Consider the following 16,164-nt stretch of genomic DNA (forward strand, 5'->3'; position numbering starts at 1 on the left):
CGCCGCACCCGCGCTCACTGCAGGCCCCGCACGGTCGACAGCGGTGCGGCGTCGCCGCGGATGGCGCCGATCATGCGGCACACGTCGACGGTGTCGCCGACTTCGTGGACGCGGAACATGGCCACGCCCTGCGCCGCCGCCCACGCCGTGGCCGCCAGCGTCGCCGGCACGCGGCCGTCGACGCCCCGGCCGACAGTCTCGCCGACGAAGTCCTTGTTCGACAGCGCCATGAGCACCGGCCACCCGGCGGCGACGAGCTCGTCGAGGCGCCGGAGCAGCTCCAGGCCGTGGAAGGTGTTCTTGCCGAAGTCGTGCGTCGGATCCACCAGCACGCGATCCTCCGGCACGCCGCACGCCACGGCCCTCTCGGCCAGCGCGGAGGTCTCGGCGATGACGTCGGCCACGACGTCGTCGTAAAGCACCCGGAACGGCCTGGTCCTGGGCACCGCCCCGCCCGTGTGCGAGCAGACGTAGCCGACGCGGTGGGCCCCGGCGACCTCCACGAGCTCGGGGTCGTGGCCCGCCCACGTGTCGTTGACCAGGTCGGCGCCGGCGGCGATGGCTGCATCGGCGACCTCCGCGCGCCACGTGTCCACGCTGATGGTCACCCCGGGGTGGCGGCGCCGGGCCTCGGCGATGGTGGGCACGACGCGGTCGATCTCCTCCGCCGCGCCGACCACCGGGCCCGGGCCCGCCTTGACGCCGCCGATGTCGATGACGTCCGCGCCTGCCGCGACCACCGCATCGATGCGCGCCAGCGCGGCATCCTCGGCGGCGGTGGCGCCGCGGTCGTAGAAGGAATCGGGGGTGCGGTTGACTATCGCCATCACCGCGGGCAGCGCCGTCGGCTGGAAGGCGCTGCGTCGGGTACGGGCCGGGGCCCCGTCGAACTGGTTCACCGGCGGTCCAGCAGCCCCTGGTCGCCGTCGCGGTGGGCGCGGGCGACGGCCCGGCGCGCGGCTTCCTCGCGGCGGTCGCGCTCCTGGCCCTCGTGGGCGGAGACGATGAACTCGATGGCCTCGTCGATGGAGTCGGTGACCAGGAACAGGTCCATGTCCTCGGGCGAGATCATGCCCTCGGCCAGCACGCGGCCGCGGATCCAGTCGATGAGCCCGCCCCAGAACTCGGTGCCCAGCAGCACCACGGGGAAGCGGGTGACCTTGCCGGTCTGCACCATGACCAGGACCTCGAACAGCTCGTCGAGGGTGCCGAAGCCGCCGGGCAGCCCGATGAACGCCTGCGAGTACTTCAGGAACATGGTCTTGCGCACGAAGAAGTACCGGAAGTTCAGGCCCAGGTCGACCCAGTCGTTGATTCCCTGCTCGTGCGGCAGCTCGATGCCCAGGCCCACCGACAGCCCGCCGGCGTCGTGGGCGCCGCGGTTGGGAGCCTCCATGAGGCCGGGCCCGCCGCCGGTGATGCACGCGTACCCGGCCTCGACGATGGCGCGGCCGAGCTCGCAGCCCTGGACGTAGTACGGGTTGTCCTCCGGCATGCGCGCGGACCCGAAGACGGTGATGGCCTTGGGGATCTCCGCCAGCGCCCCGAACCCGTCGACGAACTCCGACTGGATGCGCATGACGCGCCAGGTGTCGGTGTGCAGCCAGTCGGTGTTCTGGTGCGGGTCGAGCAGCCGCCGGTCGGTGGTCGACCGGTTGTGGTCGGTCCCGTCGCCGTCGCGGACGATCAGCGGCCCGCGGATCTGTCGCTTGCGGTCGGGGGACGGGGTGCGGTGGGGGGCCATGGTTGCGTGGTCTCCTCGGTTGATTGGTCGTCGCTTTACGACGACGCCGGCGCGGTGGTCAGGTAGCGCAGCAGATCGCCGGAAAGCCTCGTGATCATCTCCACGGGGATCTGCTCATCGCGCTTGTGGCAGTAGGCGGGGTCTCCGGGGCCGAAGTTGACGGCGGGCATGCCCAGTGCGGCGAAGCGCGACACGTCGGTCCAGCCGTACTTGGGCTTGGCCTCTCCCCCGGCCACCGCGACGAGCTCGGCGGCGGCGGGCCGGTCGAGGCCGGGTAGGGCGCCGGGGCTGACGTCGTCGACCTCGACCTCGATGAGCGGATCGTCGATGGCCAGCACACCCATGAAGTGCTCCATGGCGTCGTCGGTGGTGCGGTCGGGGGCGAAGCGGAAGTTGACGTAGGCCCATGCCTCGTCGGGCACCGTGTTCGTGGCCACGCCGGCTTCGAGATGGACGACCTGCATTCCCTCACGGTAAGTCAGGCCGTCGATGTCCGCAGTCCCGGCGGAGTACGCGGCGACGCGGGACAGCACCCCGGTCAGGCGGTGGGCGGCGTTGTCGCCGAGCCAGGCGCGGGCGGAGTGGGCGCGGGTGCCGCGGGCGGTGACCTTGACGCGGATGGAGCCCTGGCAGCCGGCTTCGATGACGTTGCCGGAGGGCTCGCCCAGCAGCGCGACGTCGCCGGAGAGCAGCTCGGGGTGGCTCTCGGCGAGGTGGCCCAGGCCGTTGAACTCGCCGGCGATTTCCTCACAGGCGTACATGATCAGCGTCAGGTCCCGCTGCAGCTCCTCCGAGCCCGCGAGCGTGGCGAAGGCGTGCAGGTAGCAGGCGTCGCCGCTCTTCATGTCGACGGCGCCGCAGCCGAAGAGCGTGTCCCTGCCCTGCGCATCCCGGCCCCTCGTCGACGGCACGTTGTCGGCGATGGGCACGGTGTCCAGGTGCCCGGCGAGGATCACGCGCTGCGGCAGGCCACGGTGCGTGCGGGCGACGATGTTGTCGCCGATGCGCTCCACGGTCACCGCCGGCTGGGACTCCGGGATCTGCTTTGCGACGCCCCGCAGCGCCGCCTCCACGGCATCGGCCAACCGCGCTTCGTCGCGGGAGACGCTGGGGACGTCGATGAGCGCCGCCGTCAGATCGACGGGGTCCGCGAGCAGGTCCAGGACGTCGCGGGGGTCATCAGCGGGGTCGGGAAATCTGGCGTTCACCAGACCCAGGGTAGCCATCCAGCGCGTCGAGCACCCGGGCGTGCAGGTCGGCGGCGATGCCGTGGCAGGCGTCGCCGTCCGGCGGGGTGCCCGCGCCGAGGTGCGCGGCCAGTTCCTGAGGTTCGGTGGCGATGATGTCGATGCCCTCGGTGTCGCCGCCGAACTCGCGCGCCGGATCGTCGTCAAGCGATTCCAGCTCCGTGCCCTCGCGCAAGACGAACACCCGGGCCGTCGCGCCCTCCGGCAGCGGCGGCAGGGGCGGCGCGGCGTCGGCGCGGTCGAGGCGCGGGCCCCACGCGACGACGGCGACGCGCGAGCCATTGACGGCCACCGCGGGCTCGCCGGCCAGGATCGTCGACCCGGGCAGCGGGCGGCACACCGCGGCGAGCAGGCGCACGGCGGGATCGGAATGGTTGCTGGCGATGGCCGGGCCCGGATCGCGGCGGAAGTCGGGGTCGAGGCGGTCGGCGGCATCGCCGAGCTCATCGCGGGCCCAATCCGGAAGGGCGGCCAGGCGACGATCGCGGTCTGCTTGGCGACGGTCCCACGACGCCCTCACCGCAACGCCCCCGACCAGCCCCGCGGCCAGCCCCAGCAGCAGCGCGCCGATCATGGCCGGCAACCCCGGAGCCGTCGTCCCCGTCAGCCCGGCGGCAAGCGCCCACGCGCCCGGCGCGGCCGAGGCGATGGCGGCGAGCAGAGCCCACTTCCCGGCCGCGACGCCGGCGAACACGCCCCAGCACACGCACCACGCCAGCATGACGATGACCGCCGTCCACGCCACCAACGGCCAGCCCAGGAACACCGCGACGATGCCCGCGACCAGCGCGACCAGCGCCGCCGGGCCCAGCGCCTGCGCCGCCGCGATCGCGCCCTTCGCCGCGCGCGGCAGATCCGAGCGGGCCAGCAGCGCGGCGCTGCGGGGAGTGGAACGGGAAGGGGTGCGGGGAGTGGAACGGGAAGGGGTGCGGGATTCGGGGCGGGAAGGGCTGCCGGGCACGGGGACCTCCGGGGACTGGGACGTCGAGCAATGGGGCATCGGATGGCGGAGCGCGGGCGAGAAGGCGTGCTGCCCGACCGCGCGGTCGAGGGGCCCGTCGCCAGCGGATAGTATCGGAGCCATGATGACGACAGGTGCCTCGGCCACGGGTATCGCGAACATTGCCATGGACGGCACCGTCCTGGACACGTGGTATCCCAACCCCCAGCTCGACGACACCATCACCGAATCCGGCACCCGCCGCCTCGGCGCGCAGGACCTCACGCCGCAGCTGCTGCGCCAGGTGCTCCTCGACGAGGACCGCCGGGTCGAGCAGGTGGCGGTGCGCACCAGCATCGCCGACCTGTCGCAGCCCCCGGTCGATTCCCACGACGCGTACCTGCGCCTGCACCTGTTGTCACACCGCATCGTCACCCCGCATTCGATCCAGATGGCGGAGGTGTTCGACGAGCTCAACATCGTCGCCTGGACCAACAAGGGCCCGTGCCAGCCGGACAACTTCGAGGCCCTGCGCACCAACCTGCGCATGCGCGGTCTGATCCACGTCTATTCCATCGACCGCATGCCGCGGATGGTCGACTACGTCGTGCCGTCGGGCGTGCGCATCGCCGAGGCCGAGCGCGTGCGGCTGGGCGCGTACTTGGCGCCGGGCACCACGGTGCTGCGCGAGGGCTTCGTCTCCCTCAACTCCGGGTCGCTGGGCCCCTGCAAGATCGAGGGCCGCATGTCCTCGGGCGTCGTGCTCGGCGAGTACACGACCATCGGCCTGGCCGGCACCGTCATCGCCCGCCACGACGAACGCGGCCGCCGCATCCCGCTGACCGTCGGCCGCCGCTGCACCATCGGCGTCTCCGCCGGCACCGTGGGCGTCGATCTGGGCGATGACTGCGTGATCGACAAGAACATCCTCATCGACAAGGACTCCCCCATCGAGCTTCTCGACGAAGGGCGCCGCGTCTCGGCGTGGGAGCTCAACGGCCGCGACCGAATGCACTTCTTCCGCCACCCGGACTACGCCGCGGTGTGCATGAAGCCCACCGAGGTGTAGCCGCCGCGGCGCGGTGGCCGGGGTGAATAAGCCCGGATGGCGGCGAGTAATGTCCCATCCATGACCAATTCCCCACTGTCCCGGGTCGACGAGAGCGTGCCGGAGGCCTCCGACGACGCGCACCTCGGCACGGGACTCAAAGTCCGCCACCTGACCATGATGGGCCTGGGCTCCGCCATCGGCGCGGGGCTGTTCCTGGGCACCGGCGTCGGCATCAACGCCGCCGGTCCCGGCGTCCTCCTGTCGTATCTCGCCGCCGGCGTCATCGTCGTCCTGGTGATGACGATGCTCGGCGAGATGGCCGCCGCCCGCCCCGCCTCCGGCGCGTTTTCCACCTACGCCGAGATGGCGTTCGGCCGCAGCGCCGGCTTCGTGCTCGGCTGGCTGTACTGGTTCATGCTGATCATGGTCCTCGGCGCCGAGATCACCGGCGCCGGCGCGATCATGGGCGCGTGGTGGGGAATCCCGGGCTGGATCCCCGGCCTGGTGTGCGTGGTGTTCTTCGCCTTCGTCAACCTGGCCAAGGTCCGCGGCTTCGGCGAGTTCGAGTTCTGGTTCGCCTTCATCAAGGTCGCCGTCATCATCGGCTTCCTGGCCATCGGCACCCTGCTGGTGCTGGGCCTGCTGCCGGGCACGACGTTCGTGGGCACGGAGCACATCCAGGAGTCCGGCTTCCTGCCCAACGGCTTCTCCGGCGTCGCCGCTGGCCTGCTGGCCGTGGCCTTCGCGTTCGGCGGCATCGAGATCGTCACCATCGCCGCCGCCGAGTCCGATGACCCGAAGCGCTCCATCGCCTCGGCGGTGCGCTCGATCATCGTGCGCATCGGCGTGTTCTACATCGGCTGCGTGCTCATCATCATCATGCTGCTGCCCTACGCCCAGATCGGCGGCGCCGACACCGCCGCCGAGTCGCCGTTCACCATGGTGCTGCAGCAGGCGGGCCTGCCGGGCGTCGTCGGCTTCATGGAGGCCGTCATCGTCCTGGCGCTGCTGTCCGCGTTCAACGCGCAGATCTACGCCACGTCGCGCCTGGTGTACTCGATGTCGCGCCGCGGCGAGGCCCCGAAGCTGTTCACGGCGATGAACTCGCAGGCCGTGCCGTACAAGGCCGTGATCATGTCCATGGTCTTCGCCTTCCTGTCGGTGGGCATCCAGGTCGTCTTCGACGGCTCGAGCGTGCTGGTGTTCCTGCTCAACGCGGTCGGCGGCTGCCTGCTGGTCATTTGGCTGGTCATCGCCCTGTCGCAGATCAAGCTGCGCCCGCGCATGGAGGCCAACGGCGAACTCACCGTCCGCCTGCCGGGCTACCCGTGGCTGTCGTGGCTGGCGGTGTTCATGATCCTCGGGCTCACCGTCATGATGCTTTTCGACGAGGTCGCCCGCCAGCAGGTCTACGCCGTCATCGCGGTGTGCTTCTTCCTCGCCGTCCTCGCCGGCCTCACCTCGAAGTCGCGCGCCCGCGCCCGCGACAACGCCGACCAGACCCCGGTCGACGGCGTGCACCACTGAGCGGCACCCACCGAGATCCACCCACGGAGTACTGATTACCGGGCAGCATTCACCGGGCAGCATTCACCGGGCAGCATCCACTGGGCAGCATCGAGCACGCTGCACCCGAAAGTCCCGGTGAACGGGGTGGGCGTGGGCGTCGCAAAGCAATGTGACCCCGCACACACCCGCGAAACGTGAACGTAACAAACCCCCCGCGACGGCCTCCGGCGCGGGGGGTACGGTTATGCGCATGACACGAGGAGCACACTCTTACGGACTGGCCAGCCTGGCCTCGGACGGCACCGTCCTGGACGTCTGGTTCCCCTGCCCCGAGCTCGACGGCAACGGCGAGACCGGCACCAGCCTCATGGCGCCCGACGACCTGCCGGATTCCTGCGATTTCTTCGCCCACCTCATCGGCGAGGACGCCGACCGCGGCGTCCACCGCGTCGGCGTGCGCACCGACATCGCCGACTTCGACCAGGCTCCCGTCGACGCCTACGACGCCTACCTGCGCCTGCACCTGCTGTCCCACCGCCTGGTGCAGCCGCACGGCGTCAACCTCGACGGCGTGTTCGGCCTGCTGGCCAACGTCGTGTGGACCAACTACGGGCCCTGCTCGACGGAGAACTTCGACGTCGTGCGCGCGAAGCTGCTCGGCCGCGGCCCGCTGACCGTGTACTCCGTGGACAAGTTCCCCCGCATGATCGACTACGTGCTGCCCACCGGCGTGCGCATCGGCGACGCCGACCGCGTGCGCCTGGGCGCCCACCTGGCGGAGGGCACGACGGTGATGCACGAGGGCTTCGTCAACTTCAACGCCGGCACCCTCGGCAGCTCCATGGTGGAGGGCCGCATTTCCGCCGGCGTCATCGTCGGCGACGGCTCCGACGTCGGCGGCGGCGCGTCGATCATGGGCACCCTGTCCGGCGGCGGCACCCAGACCATTTCCGTCGGCGAGCGCTGCCTGCTCGGCGCCAACGCGGGCGTGGGCATTTCGCTTGGCGACGACTGCGTCGTCGAAGCCGGCCTCTACGTCACCGCCGGCACCAAATGCACGGTGCTGCTCGACGGCGTGCGCAAGCACCGCAAGGCCGCCGAACTGTCCGGCGGCTCCAACATGCTGTTCCGCCGCAACTCCCAGACCGGCGAGGTCGAGGTCGTGCCGTGGGCCGCCGAGCGCGTCAAGCTCAACGAGGACCTGCACAAGAACTAGCGGGGGCGCGAGAGCTGGCCCTGCACAAGAGCTGGCGGGGGCGCGGGCGCGAGGAAGCCGGGCGCGGAAACCGGCGCCGGACACGAACTGGCGCCACACCCTCCCCGGTTAACCCACCCCGAATGGCGAAAAAGGCCCGTTATAGCGGGTGGGTTAGGCCATTCGGGGTGGGTTAGCTGTCGTGCCCGGGTCGGCGGCGCGCTCTCGCCGCAAGAGCGGGCGCTAGCTGTTGATCCGCTCGACGAGGAATTGCCGTGCCTCGGCGCGGGCGGAGGGGGCGCCGCCGAGGTCGTTCTCGTACTGGACGTGGTCGTGGGACTGCGACAGCAGGAACCTCACCAGCGCTTCGACGGCGGTGCGGGTGTCCGCATCGGCCATCCCCTCCGGCCCGACGATTGCCGCGGCGGCATCGCGGGCGCCGGCCGCGTCCTTGGGGTTGAGCGACGCCGACATGATGGACGGCCCGATGCGCCGCAGTGCCGGGGTCGAGTCGCACCACAGGTCGCCGGTGTTGCACGAGTCGAAGATGCGGTCGGCGAAGACGCCCCACGAGCCCTCGTGCGGGCCGAAGATACCCGTGGAATCGGCGGGCGCGGTGCCGTGCGCGACGGCGACGTCGGCGCCGCGGCGGGGGTTGCCGAACAGCGCCATCGCCTTCACGCGATCGGGGATCAGCGACGACGCCCCGCCCGCCACCCAGGCATTGAGGATGTCCGCGCCCTGCGAGTACCCGGTGAACACGAAATCGGTCCCGGGGCAGGCGTCGTCGACGGCGGCGACGAGCTCGACGAAGCGGCCGAGCCCCGCGGCGGCCGAGGACTTGTACGACGTGGTCAAGAACGCATCCGACACATACGGCAGGTAGAGATTGCGGACGTCGTCGCCGAACTCCGCGGTCAGGTCGGCGCCCAATCTGGCGACGACGCGGCCGTGCGGGACGTCGGGGTCGCGCTGCTCGTTGGTCTCGCCGCTGCCCGGGATGTGGATGGCCGTGATCGGCGTGCATTCGCGGCGGTCAATCGCGGCGATGCCCAGCTCCTTGCCGGAGATCCGGCCGATGACGTACTCGGCGCGGTCCCACGCCGCGGGCGGAATGAGGGGGCTGTCGACGGTGCCGGCCGCGGCCCCGTCCGTGTTTCCCCCGGAGGCCGACGATCCGGCCGAATCCGGGAACGTCAATGAGCCAACCGGAGCCGGAACTCCCCCCGAAACGACGGGCTCGGCAGCTGCCACAGTTGCGAAGCCGGAGGCACCGCCAGAAGACATCGCTGTCATCGCCACGACCACCGAGGCCAGCGCCGTCGATACCCGGCGCGCACCCTTGTTCTTCATTGGCATCTCCTCGGCCGAACAACTTTCGCTGCCTAAAAGGTTAGTCCTCCACCGACCGCCATTCCTCCGGGCCCCCCACTACGGCCACGCCAGCGGATCGGCCACGTCACGGGCCGAGCGGAAGTGGCGGGGCGAGCCGTCGAGGGGGTCGTCGTAAAGCAATTCCGTGGCGACCAACCGCAGGACCCGCGTGATGTTGCCCAGGTCGAGCCCGAGATCGTCGGGGTACGTGTCGTCGCCGAGGATCGGGTAGCCGAGGTGCGCCAGCGTCGCGCGGAGCTGGTGCGTGCGGCCCGTCGACGGCTCGAGGCGCCACTTTCCCACCGACATCCGCGTGCCGCACGTGCCGCAGCCGCAGGTCGCGCCGTGGCCCGCGCCCGGCAGCACGTCGCCGATGTCCGCCGCGACCATGCCCAGGTAGGTCACGCGCGTCGTCGCGGTGCGCCAGAGGTGTGCGGGGATCTCTGCGGGGATCTCTGCCGGGATTTCTGCGGGGATGTCGGTCGGATGGGGAGGCGGGGGGACGTCGTCAAGCAATGGATCGCGGACCCGGACGCCGCGCTCGCCGTCGACGTTGGCCAGCTCGACGACGACGTCGCGCGACTCGCCGGGCGCCCAATCATCGGGGACGACGGTGAGGGCCTCGTACGTCTTGCGCACCCGCCCATCTTGGAATAGACGCTGGTAGGCGCCGCGCGTGGCGGGCTCTCGCGACACGAGCAGCAGCCCCGACGTCAGACGGTCGAGCCGGTGGACGCACGTCAGATCCGGCTCCCCGAACCGATCGCGCAACCGCTGCAGCACCGTGTTGCGCACCAGGCGGCCGTTGGGCGTCGACGGCAGGAAGGGAGGCTTGTCGACGACCAGCGCCCCGGCCTCCTCGGCCACCACGACCGGGCCGAACGGGATCTCCGGTTCGGCGTGGGCGGCGGCGGAGTCGCCCGAGTCGGCGGAGGGGCCGGCCGCGGGGTCGGCGGTTCCGGTCCCGGGCGCGGCGTCCATCGACCCGGCCAGCGAAGCGCCCGCGCCGGATCCGTCACCGGAGCGCTTGCCGGTTCGCTTATCGGCTCCCCACCAGTCGTCGCGGTTGCCCGCCGCCCTGCCCATCGAGACACGCTCCTCGTCTGCCCGCGCCGCCGCGGAGGCGCGGCGGTGCCGACGTTCGCCGATCATCCTTCCGCCATCCTGCCGTATCCTGACGGCATGAACGCCGCCACCCCCGCGAACCGCTCCGAACGCCACGCGCCGCAGACCCCGCAGTCCGAGGCCAATCCCGCCACCGCCTCGTCGACGGCGTACAGCGTGCGCATCGTCGCCGGCGTCCTGCTCATCGTGGTGTTCGGCGGACTGCCGACCGTCGTCGAGGGGCGGCCGCTGTGGGCTGCGATCGTCGGGTTGGTCGGCGTGGTCGTGGGCGTCGTGCTCATCGGCATGGCCGTCAACTCGATGATCCGCGAGCGCCGAGCGAGGAATCGGGCGGGCCGCTGATGCGACCGTCGTAAAGCGACCGCGAAGCGGCGACGACCGCACGCGACATCGAGCCCGGGCCTTGGCGCCCGGGCTTTCGTCGTGAAAACCCCTTGCCGCAATGACAAGCATCCTTTACACTGAGACATGAAAGATGAGCACGGCGACAAGGACGGAGGTGGGCGATGACGCAGAACGGCGAAACACCGGAACTGACCAACATGGTCCGCAAATACCGCCGCTGGAACGAACTGTCGCAGGCCGAACTCGCCGAACGGGTCTCGGTGTCGCGGCAGACCATCGCCAACATCGAACGCGGCAACTACTCCCCCTCCGTGCACCTGGCGCTGGCCATCTGCGCGGAACTGGGCAAAACCGTCGAGCAGGTCTTCGGCGACGAACAGGAAGGATGAAAAATGAGCTACGGAGACACCCTCATCGCCCGCTACGACGCCACCGTCGAGGACGAGTACCAGGCCAACCTCATGCACCGGTCGAACACCATCGGCTATCACATCGCCAGCTACGGCTACGTTTTCGTCGCGGCCGCCATGGCGTGGATCGTGCCGCCGGACAAGAACCTGGCGCCGACCATGGTGCTCGTGCCCATGATCGCCGCCGTCCTGGCGGCCACCGGCTGGATGAAGCGCAAGGCACCTCGGCCGAAGCTGCTGAAGCCGACGCCGGCCGAAATCGCCATCATCATCGTGGCCCTCGGCCTGTGGCTCGGCGGAATGCAATACAACGACCCGCATGCCAGCTCCGCGACGGCCGCGGGGCTCGTGTCGGGCGGCGTCTTCGGCGGAATCATCGGCTACATGATCAGCGCGTGGTCCACCAAGCGCGGCCGCCGCAAGGACATCGAGCGCCTCGACGCCGAGCTCGGCGACGACTGATCGAGGCCCTGCCGGCACTCCGCTTTACGACGGCCCGTCCCCGACCCCTTCCCCCTCTCCGCGCCCGATGGCGTGGGGAGGGGTTCGACGTCAAGCGAAGGCCGGCCCCGCTACGCCGTGCACCGGCGGGGACACCCGCGCCAAATCCGGCGGAACCGATCCGCGCCCGCCCGCGTCCAATGGGGCATGGGGGAAAACGAAAACACGGACGCGACCACGACAGCGACCATCCAGGGGATCCGCAGGACCGACGAGAATCTGATGCACGCGAACGGGGCCGCCGGTCGGGCCCATCTGAGCCGGGAGTGCCGTGCGGGGCGACTCATTCGGCTCGCACCGGCGGTGGCGATTCCCTCGGTGGAGTGGGAAAACGCGAGCTGGCGGGACCGCCGGCGGCTCACGTGCCTCGCGTACGGGCTGGCGAACCCCGATCTGGTGCTGACCGGAGTCAGTGCCGCCCGGGTGCTCGACATCCCACTGCTCGACGATCCCGACGCGGAGGTCCCCGAACTGGTGGAGCTCGGGCGCCCCGGTCCCAGTCGAGCGACCAACGTCAACGCCGCCCGCATCATTCGACCACTCTCCCGGCATGGCCGCTGGATCACCGTCGGCGGAGTGCGGGTCAGCGCCGACATCGACATCGTCCATGACCTCGGCCGCCGCATCGGACCGGGTCAAGCGATGGCCGCCGCAGACCACGTCGTGCGGGAACGAGGTGGGCGGGGCGGTCTCGCACGCGGCGTCGCCAGACTCCTGAAGGCCCGCGTCGCAGGTGCCGCTTTGACCGCGGAGGTCGTCATGCTGGCGTCGGATCAGTCGGAAAGCGCGGCGGAATCGCTCACGAAGTGGGTGATCCACCAGACCGGGATCGACGGATGGCTGCAACAGGTGTGGATCGTCGGGCCCGGCAGCATGCCGATCGGCAGGGTGGACTTCTTTCATCCGTGCCTCGAAACCGTCATCCAGTTCCACGGCAAGAAGAAGTACGACGGCAGATATGGTGACGGCGATACAATTTCGACCTACGAGAACATGCAGGTCAGGCAGCTGATCAACGTCGGCATCGATGTCGTCCAGTTGACGTGGCCGATGGTCGTCGGTGATTCCGCGCGCCGGCTGGTCTGCGATCGAGCGGAAAGGCGTCGCCGTTTTCTGGAGGTCGCGGGTTCCCAGTTCACCGGCGAGTATTTCCGGGACCATGAGAAGTTGCCCGCTCGGGTCCGCGAGAACTTCCGATCTCGCCGTCGTTGACCGGCCATTCGCCCGGCACCTGCCACCTCAAGGATCACCGCCCTCCACCGCCCACGCCGAGCTCGAATCGGCAGACGATTGAAGCTCAGGGTTTCGTACACACCTTTTGTGACTCTCTAGCGGCCGGGTCCTGGGGTTTTACGGCGGTACGAGTCACGAAAGGTGTGCATGAAAGCGCCAAGTCAATTACTGGGGCGGATGTGCCGAGGGGGGCGCATCCGGAGTGCGGCCCAACTGCAGCGAGGCGGATGGGCACGATTCAAGGGCGGCCGGGATGATGCGCGCCGAGATGGGGCGGGACCACCGAAGCTTTACGACGGTTCGGCGACCACCTCGAGGGCCCGATAGCCGTTCAGGGCCTTTCCCTCAAACGGAGCGGGCACTACTGCGCGGGACGTGGGTCACGGGCCGAGTGTGGGAGAGGCGGGTGCTGCCGATGGCCGCCGACCCGAAGTGAGAACCTCCTCGCCGGGTACAGCTAGGCGCGGAGGCGGCCGGCGGCGACGTCGATCGCCTCATCCGACGCCGTCAGGCCAATGCGGACGTGCCGCACTCCCTTCGGCCCGTAGAACTCGCCGGGCGCGACCAGGATGCCGCGTTCGGCGAACCAATCGACCAGGTCACGGCACGTTTCGACGGAACCGGTGGCGGGCCCCTGATCTGCAGCGGCCCCATCACGGGTCGCCCACAGGTAGAGGCCGCCGTCGGAGTCGTCGACGCGGAAACCGGCGCGCTCCACGGCCTCACGCAGCACCGCCCGGCGCCGCTGGTAGCGGGAACGCTGGATGGAGGCGGCGTGGTCGTCGTCAAGCGACGCCACCATCGCGCCCTGCATGGGGCCGGGGACCATGAGGCCGGCGTGGCGTCGCAAAGCAAGCAGGTCCTGGACCAGCGACTCATCGCCGCAGATCCAACCCGCGCGGTAGGACGCCATGTTCGCGATCTTCGACAGCGAATGCACCGCCAACAGTCCCGTGAAATCACCGTCGCACACGCGCGGATCGAGGATCGACGGGGCCTCGAGCTCCCAGTCCAACCCCAGGTAGCACTCGTCGGACACCACGATGACGCCGCGCTCCCGCGCCCACTCGACCACCTTGCGCAGGTGATCGACGCCGAGCACCCGCCCCGACGGATTGCCCGGCGAATTGACGTACATCAGCGTCGGCCGCGACGGCCCCAGCTGCGTCAGCGAATCCGCGCGCACCACGGTCGCCCCGGCCATCCGCGCGCCGACCTCGTACGTCGGGTAGGACAGCTCCGGGATCACCACCGTGTGCCCCTCGCCCGCACCGAGCAGGAACGGCAGCCACGCGATGGCCTCCTTCGTGCCCACCACCGGCAGCACGCCGCGGTCGGCCGACAGGCCCGCCACGCCATGGCGGCGCTCCATCGCCCCCGCGATCGCCGCCCGCAGCTCCGGCGTCCCCGCCGTCTGCGGGTACCCCGGCGCCGCCGACGCCGCGGCCAAACCGTCGCGCGCCGACGCGAACACCTCGTCGACCGGCGTGCCGATGGACAGGTCGATCAACCCGTCCTCGTGCGCCGCCGCCTTCGCCTTCGCATCGGCCAGGGAATCCCACGGGAACGCGGGCAGGCGCTCGGCGGGCGTGGTGCGCGGGCGGTACTGCGGGGGCAGGGTCATGCGCTTCTAGTCCTCGGCCTGCGGCGGCAGCTCGGCGATGAACTTGACGTCGAAGTCCTGCGGGCCGAGCTTCGCGGCGCCGCCGGGCGAGCCGAGCTCGTCGAACCAGTCGACGTTGGCGTCGGTGTACTCGACCCACTCGTCGGGCACGTCATCCTCGTAGAAGATGGCCTCGACGGGGCAGACGGGCTCGCAGGCGCCGCAGTCGACGCACTCGTCGGGGTGGATGTACAGCATCCGCTTGCCCTCGTAGATGCAGTCGACGGGGCATTCCTCCACGCAGGCGCGGTCCATCACGTCTACGCAGGGCTGGGCGATCACGTAAGTCATGGCTTGGGAAACGGCCTTTCACGAATGCGGGGCTGGTTGTAACCAGCCCATTGTGTCACTTGCGGTGCCGGAGCGGCCAACCGCCCCCGACGATGCCGGCGATGAGCAGGGCCACGCTGCGGATGGTTTCGCCGAGGACCTGGTCGCCGCCGAACGGCAGGCCGGTCCAGATCCACAGGAAGACGTAGCCGGCGATCCACGCCCACATGGGCACCAGGGCGATATTACGGTTCGGGGTCCACAGCATCGCCGTCCGAGTGATTATGAGATTAAATACGTATCCCGCCGCGATCGTCCACGGCACGGGGATCGACATGCCGCCGACGTCGACGCGCGCGCCCAGGTACACGACCTCGAGCACGAGCGACACCAGCGCCGCCACGGTCAGCCAGGCGATGCCGGTGACCATTTCCCCGCGGCCGATGTCCTCGCGGACTTGGCTGCGGTCCGGGTCGCCCCAGTGCTTTTCGACGGTCACGTCCCCGCCCCCGGCCCCTCCCTTCATCGGGCGCCGTCCTTGGACGATGCGGAATCGGCGGGCGCGGCAGAGTCAAAGGCGGGTGCGGCGGCACCGGCGGCGCGCGCAGACCCGCCCCACGCCTTCTCCCCCGCAAGCACGGCGGCGAGATCGCGGCCCACAGTGCCCAACCGGTAGTGCTCGGCGGGCGTGATCGGCTGGCAGATGAGGTTCGACAGCGCCCACACGCCGACGGCATCCCCGGAGTCGTCGACGGCGCCGATCGCGGCGCGCGGGTTGACCATGCCGACGCCGCCGTCCCCGACCCACACCTGGGTGGCGTGGGCCCGGAGGGAGGCCGTCTTGGCGGCGAGGTCGGCGTCGGAAAGCGAGATGGCGAAGTCGGAGGCGACCGAGGGAAGGTCGTCGAAGCCCGCCCGGGTCCACGCCGCGGGCACCACGGCGATGGCGGCGAGGCCGGCGCGCAGGGCGTCGTCGTCGGTGACGGTCCACATGGTCGCCCACAGGGACTCGTCGCCGTCGCCGGCCTCCGCGCGCAGCCGCTCGCACGCGGCGACGGTGAGCTCATGGGCGCGGATGTGGTCGGGGTGGCCGTAGCCGCCGTCGGCGTCGTAGGTGATCACGACGTGCGGCCGCAGCGCGCCGAGCACGCCGATCAGGTGGCCCAAGGCCTCGTCGCCGGAGCCGATGAACGCCCGCTCGTCGTCGTTGCCGGGGTCGCCGACCATGCCCGAATCGCGCCACCGCCCCGCCCCGCCGAGATGCACGGGCGCGTGACCGGGGCCGTTGCAGCCCAGTGCGGCCAGCGCGGCGTGGAGCTCATGGACGCGGAAACCGCCGAGCTGATCGGATTCGCCGCCGACGAGCCCCTGGTACGGCTCGCCGATGACCTCGCCGAGTTCGCCGAGCGTGCACGTCACCACCGTCACGTCGGCGCCGCGCCGCACCAGCTGCGCGATCGTGCCGCCGGTGGTGATCGCCTCATCGTCCGGGTGCGCGTGCACAAGCGCGACGCGCAGCCCTGTCAGGTCGCGCGCCAGGTCGGCCGGGTTGGCCAT

Annotated in this window: 17 protein-coding genes; 7 read left to right on the forward strand and 10 right to left on the reverse strand. The window is 70.5% G+C overall.

The genetic code is table 11. The annotated features are described in order from the left end of the window. Window positions 1-14: 14 nt before the first annotated feature. The 4 genes from folP to ACFWGD_RS02375 form a co-directional block, all read right to left on the reverse strand. The gene (gene folP, locus ACFWGD_RS02360) at window positions 15-827 is read right to left on the reverse strand and encodes a dihydropteroate synthase (RefSeq protein WP_377777024.1); all 813 of its coding nucleotides are present in this window, start codon (window positions 825-827) and stop codon (window positions 15-17) included. A 68-nt stretch (window positions 828-895) separates the two neighbouring features. After that, entirely contained in the window at window positions 896-1,744 is an 849-nt protein-coding gene (locus ACFWGD_RS02365; protein ID WP_377776893.1) for a TIGR00730 family Rossman fold protein, read from the reverse strand. A 35-nt stretch (window positions 1,745-1,779) separates the two neighbouring features. Further along, window positions 1,780-2,970, reverse strand: a complete 1,191-nt coding sequence (gene dapE, locus ACFWGD_RS02370; RefSeq protein ID WP_377776894.1) for a succinyl-diaminopimelate desuccinylase — start codon at window positions 2,968-2,970, stop codon at window positions 1,780-1,782. After that, entirely contained in the window at window positions 2,924-3,952 is a 1,029-nt protein-coding gene (locus tag ACFWGD_RS02375; RefSeq protein WP_377776895.1) for a hypothetical protein, read from the reverse strand. The genes dapE and ACFWGD_RS02375 overlap by 47 nt, the downstream gene beginning before the upstream one ends. A gap of 121 nt (window positions 3,953-4,073) precedes the next feature. Between ACFWGD_RS02375 and ACFWGD_RS02380 the strand changes: the two genes are divergently transcribed. The 3 genes from ACFWGD_RS02380 to dapD all read left to right on the forward strand — a co-directional run bounded on the left by ACFWGD_RS02380 (window position 4,074) and on the right by dapD (window position 7,707). Further along, window positions 4,074-5,000 carry a DapH/DapD/GlmU-related protein gene (locus ACFWGD_RS02380; RefSeq protein WP_377776896.1) on the forward strand — a complete coding sequence of 309 codons (927 nt, stop codon included), beginning with the start codon at window positions 4,074-4,076 and terminating at the stop codon, window positions 4,998-5,000. A 60-nt stretch (window positions 5,001-5,060) separates the two neighbouring features. After that, a complete protein-coding gene (locus ACFWGD_RS02385; protein WP_377776897.1) occupies window positions 5,061-6,509 on the forward strand; it encodes an amino acid permease in 1,449 nt (482 codons plus the stop codon). Between the two features lie 226 nt (window positions 6,510-6,735). Then, window positions 6,736-7,707, forward strand: coding sequence for a 2,3,4,5-tetrahydropyridine-2,6-dicarboxylate N-succinyltransferase (dapD, locus tag ACFWGD_RS02390; RefSeq protein WP_377776898.1), 972 nt, complete (start codon window positions 6,736-6,738; stop codon window positions 7,705-7,707). A 222-nt stretch (window positions 7,708-7,929) separates the two neighbouring features. On the opposite strand, the gene ACFWGD_RS02395 is transcribed toward dapD, so the two are convergent. Further along, the gene (locus tag ACFWGD_RS02395; protein WP_377776899.1) at window positions 7,930-8,886 is read right to left on the reverse strand and encodes a cutinase family protein; all 957 of its coding nucleotides are present in this window, start codon (window positions 8,884-8,886) and stop codon (window positions 7,930-7,932) included. Between the two features lie 231 nt (window positions 8,887-9,117). Further along, on the reverse strand, window positions 9,118-10,212 hold the full coding sequence (locus ACFWGD_RS02400) for a pseudouridine synthase (protein WP_377776900.1): 1,095 nt from the start codon (window positions 10,210-10,212) through the stop codon (window positions 9,118-9,120). A gap of 30 nt (window positions 10,213-10,242) precedes the next feature. Between ACFWGD_RS02400 and ACFWGD_RS02405 the strand changes: the two genes are divergently transcribed. The 4 genes from ACFWGD_RS02405 (at window position 10,243) to ACFWGD_RS02420 (ending at window position 12,653) form a co-directional block, all read left to right on the forward strand. Beyond that, window positions 10,243-10,527, forward strand: a complete 285-nt coding sequence (locus ACFWGD_RS02405) for a hypothetical protein (RefSeq protein ID WP_377776901.1) — start codon at window positions 10,243-10,245, stop codon at window positions 10,525-10,527. A gap of 164 nt (window positions 10,528-10,691) precedes the next feature. After that, entirely contained in the window at window positions 10,692-10,919 is a 228-nt protein-coding gene (locus tag ACFWGD_RS02410) for a helix-turn-helix transcriptional regulator (protein ID WP_377776902.1), read from the forward strand. Between the two features lie 3 nt (window positions 10,920-10,922). Further along, window positions 10,923-11,402 (forward strand): hypothetical protein, encoded by a 480-nt coding sequence (locus ACFWGD_RS02415; RefSeq protein ID WP_377776903.1) that lies wholly within the window; start codon window positions 10,923-10,925, stop codon window positions 11,400-11,402. A gap of 186 nt (window positions 11,403-11,588) precedes the next feature. Further along, on the forward strand, window positions 11,589-12,653 hold the full coding sequence (locus ACFWGD_RS02420; protein WP_377776904.1) for a hypothetical protein: 1,065 nt from the start codon (window positions 11,589-11,591) through the stop codon (window positions 12,651-12,653). Window positions 12,654-13,131: 478 nt separating this feature from the next. On the opposite strand, the gene dapC is transcribed toward ACFWGD_RS02420, so the two are convergent. From dapC to mshB, 4 genes are read right to left on the reverse strand one after another with little or no spacing between them, the layout of a single operon-like run. Further along, the gene (dapC, locus tag ACFWGD_RS02425) at window positions 13,132-14,298 is read right to left on the reverse strand and encodes a succinyldiaminopimelate transaminase (protein ID WP_377776905.1); all 1,167 of its coding nucleotides are present in this window, start codon (window positions 14,296-14,298) and stop codon (window positions 13,132-13,134) included. A 6-nt stretch (window positions 14,299-14,304) separates the two neighbouring features. Beyond that, window positions 14,305-14,628, reverse strand: coding sequence for a ferredoxin (gene fdxA / locus ACFWGD_RS02430; protein ID WP_120983078.1), 324 nt, complete (start codon window positions 14,626-14,628; stop codon window positions 14,305-14,307). A gap of 55 nt (window positions 14,629-14,683) precedes the next feature. Then, window positions 14,684-15,133 (reverse strand): hypothetical protein, encoded by a 450-nt coding sequence (locus ACFWGD_RS02435; protein WP_377776906.1) that lies wholly within the window; start codon window positions 15,131-15,133, stop codon window positions 14,684-14,686. Further along, on the reverse strand, window positions 15,130-16,164 hold the full coding sequence (mshB, locus tag ACFWGD_RS02440; RefSeq protein WP_377776907.1) for an N-acetyl-1-D-myo-inositol-2-amino-2-deoxy-alpha-D-glucopyranoside deacetylase: 1,035 nt from the start codon (window positions 16,162-16,164) through the stop codon (window positions 15,130-15,132). Before mshB ends, ACFWGD_RS02435 begins: the two co-directional genes overlap by 4 nt.

It is taken from the genome of Corynebacterium sp. NPDC060344, assembly GCF_042725215.1.
GTDB lineage: Bacteria > Actinomycetota > Actinomycetes > Mycobacteriales > Mycobacteriaceae > Corynebacterium.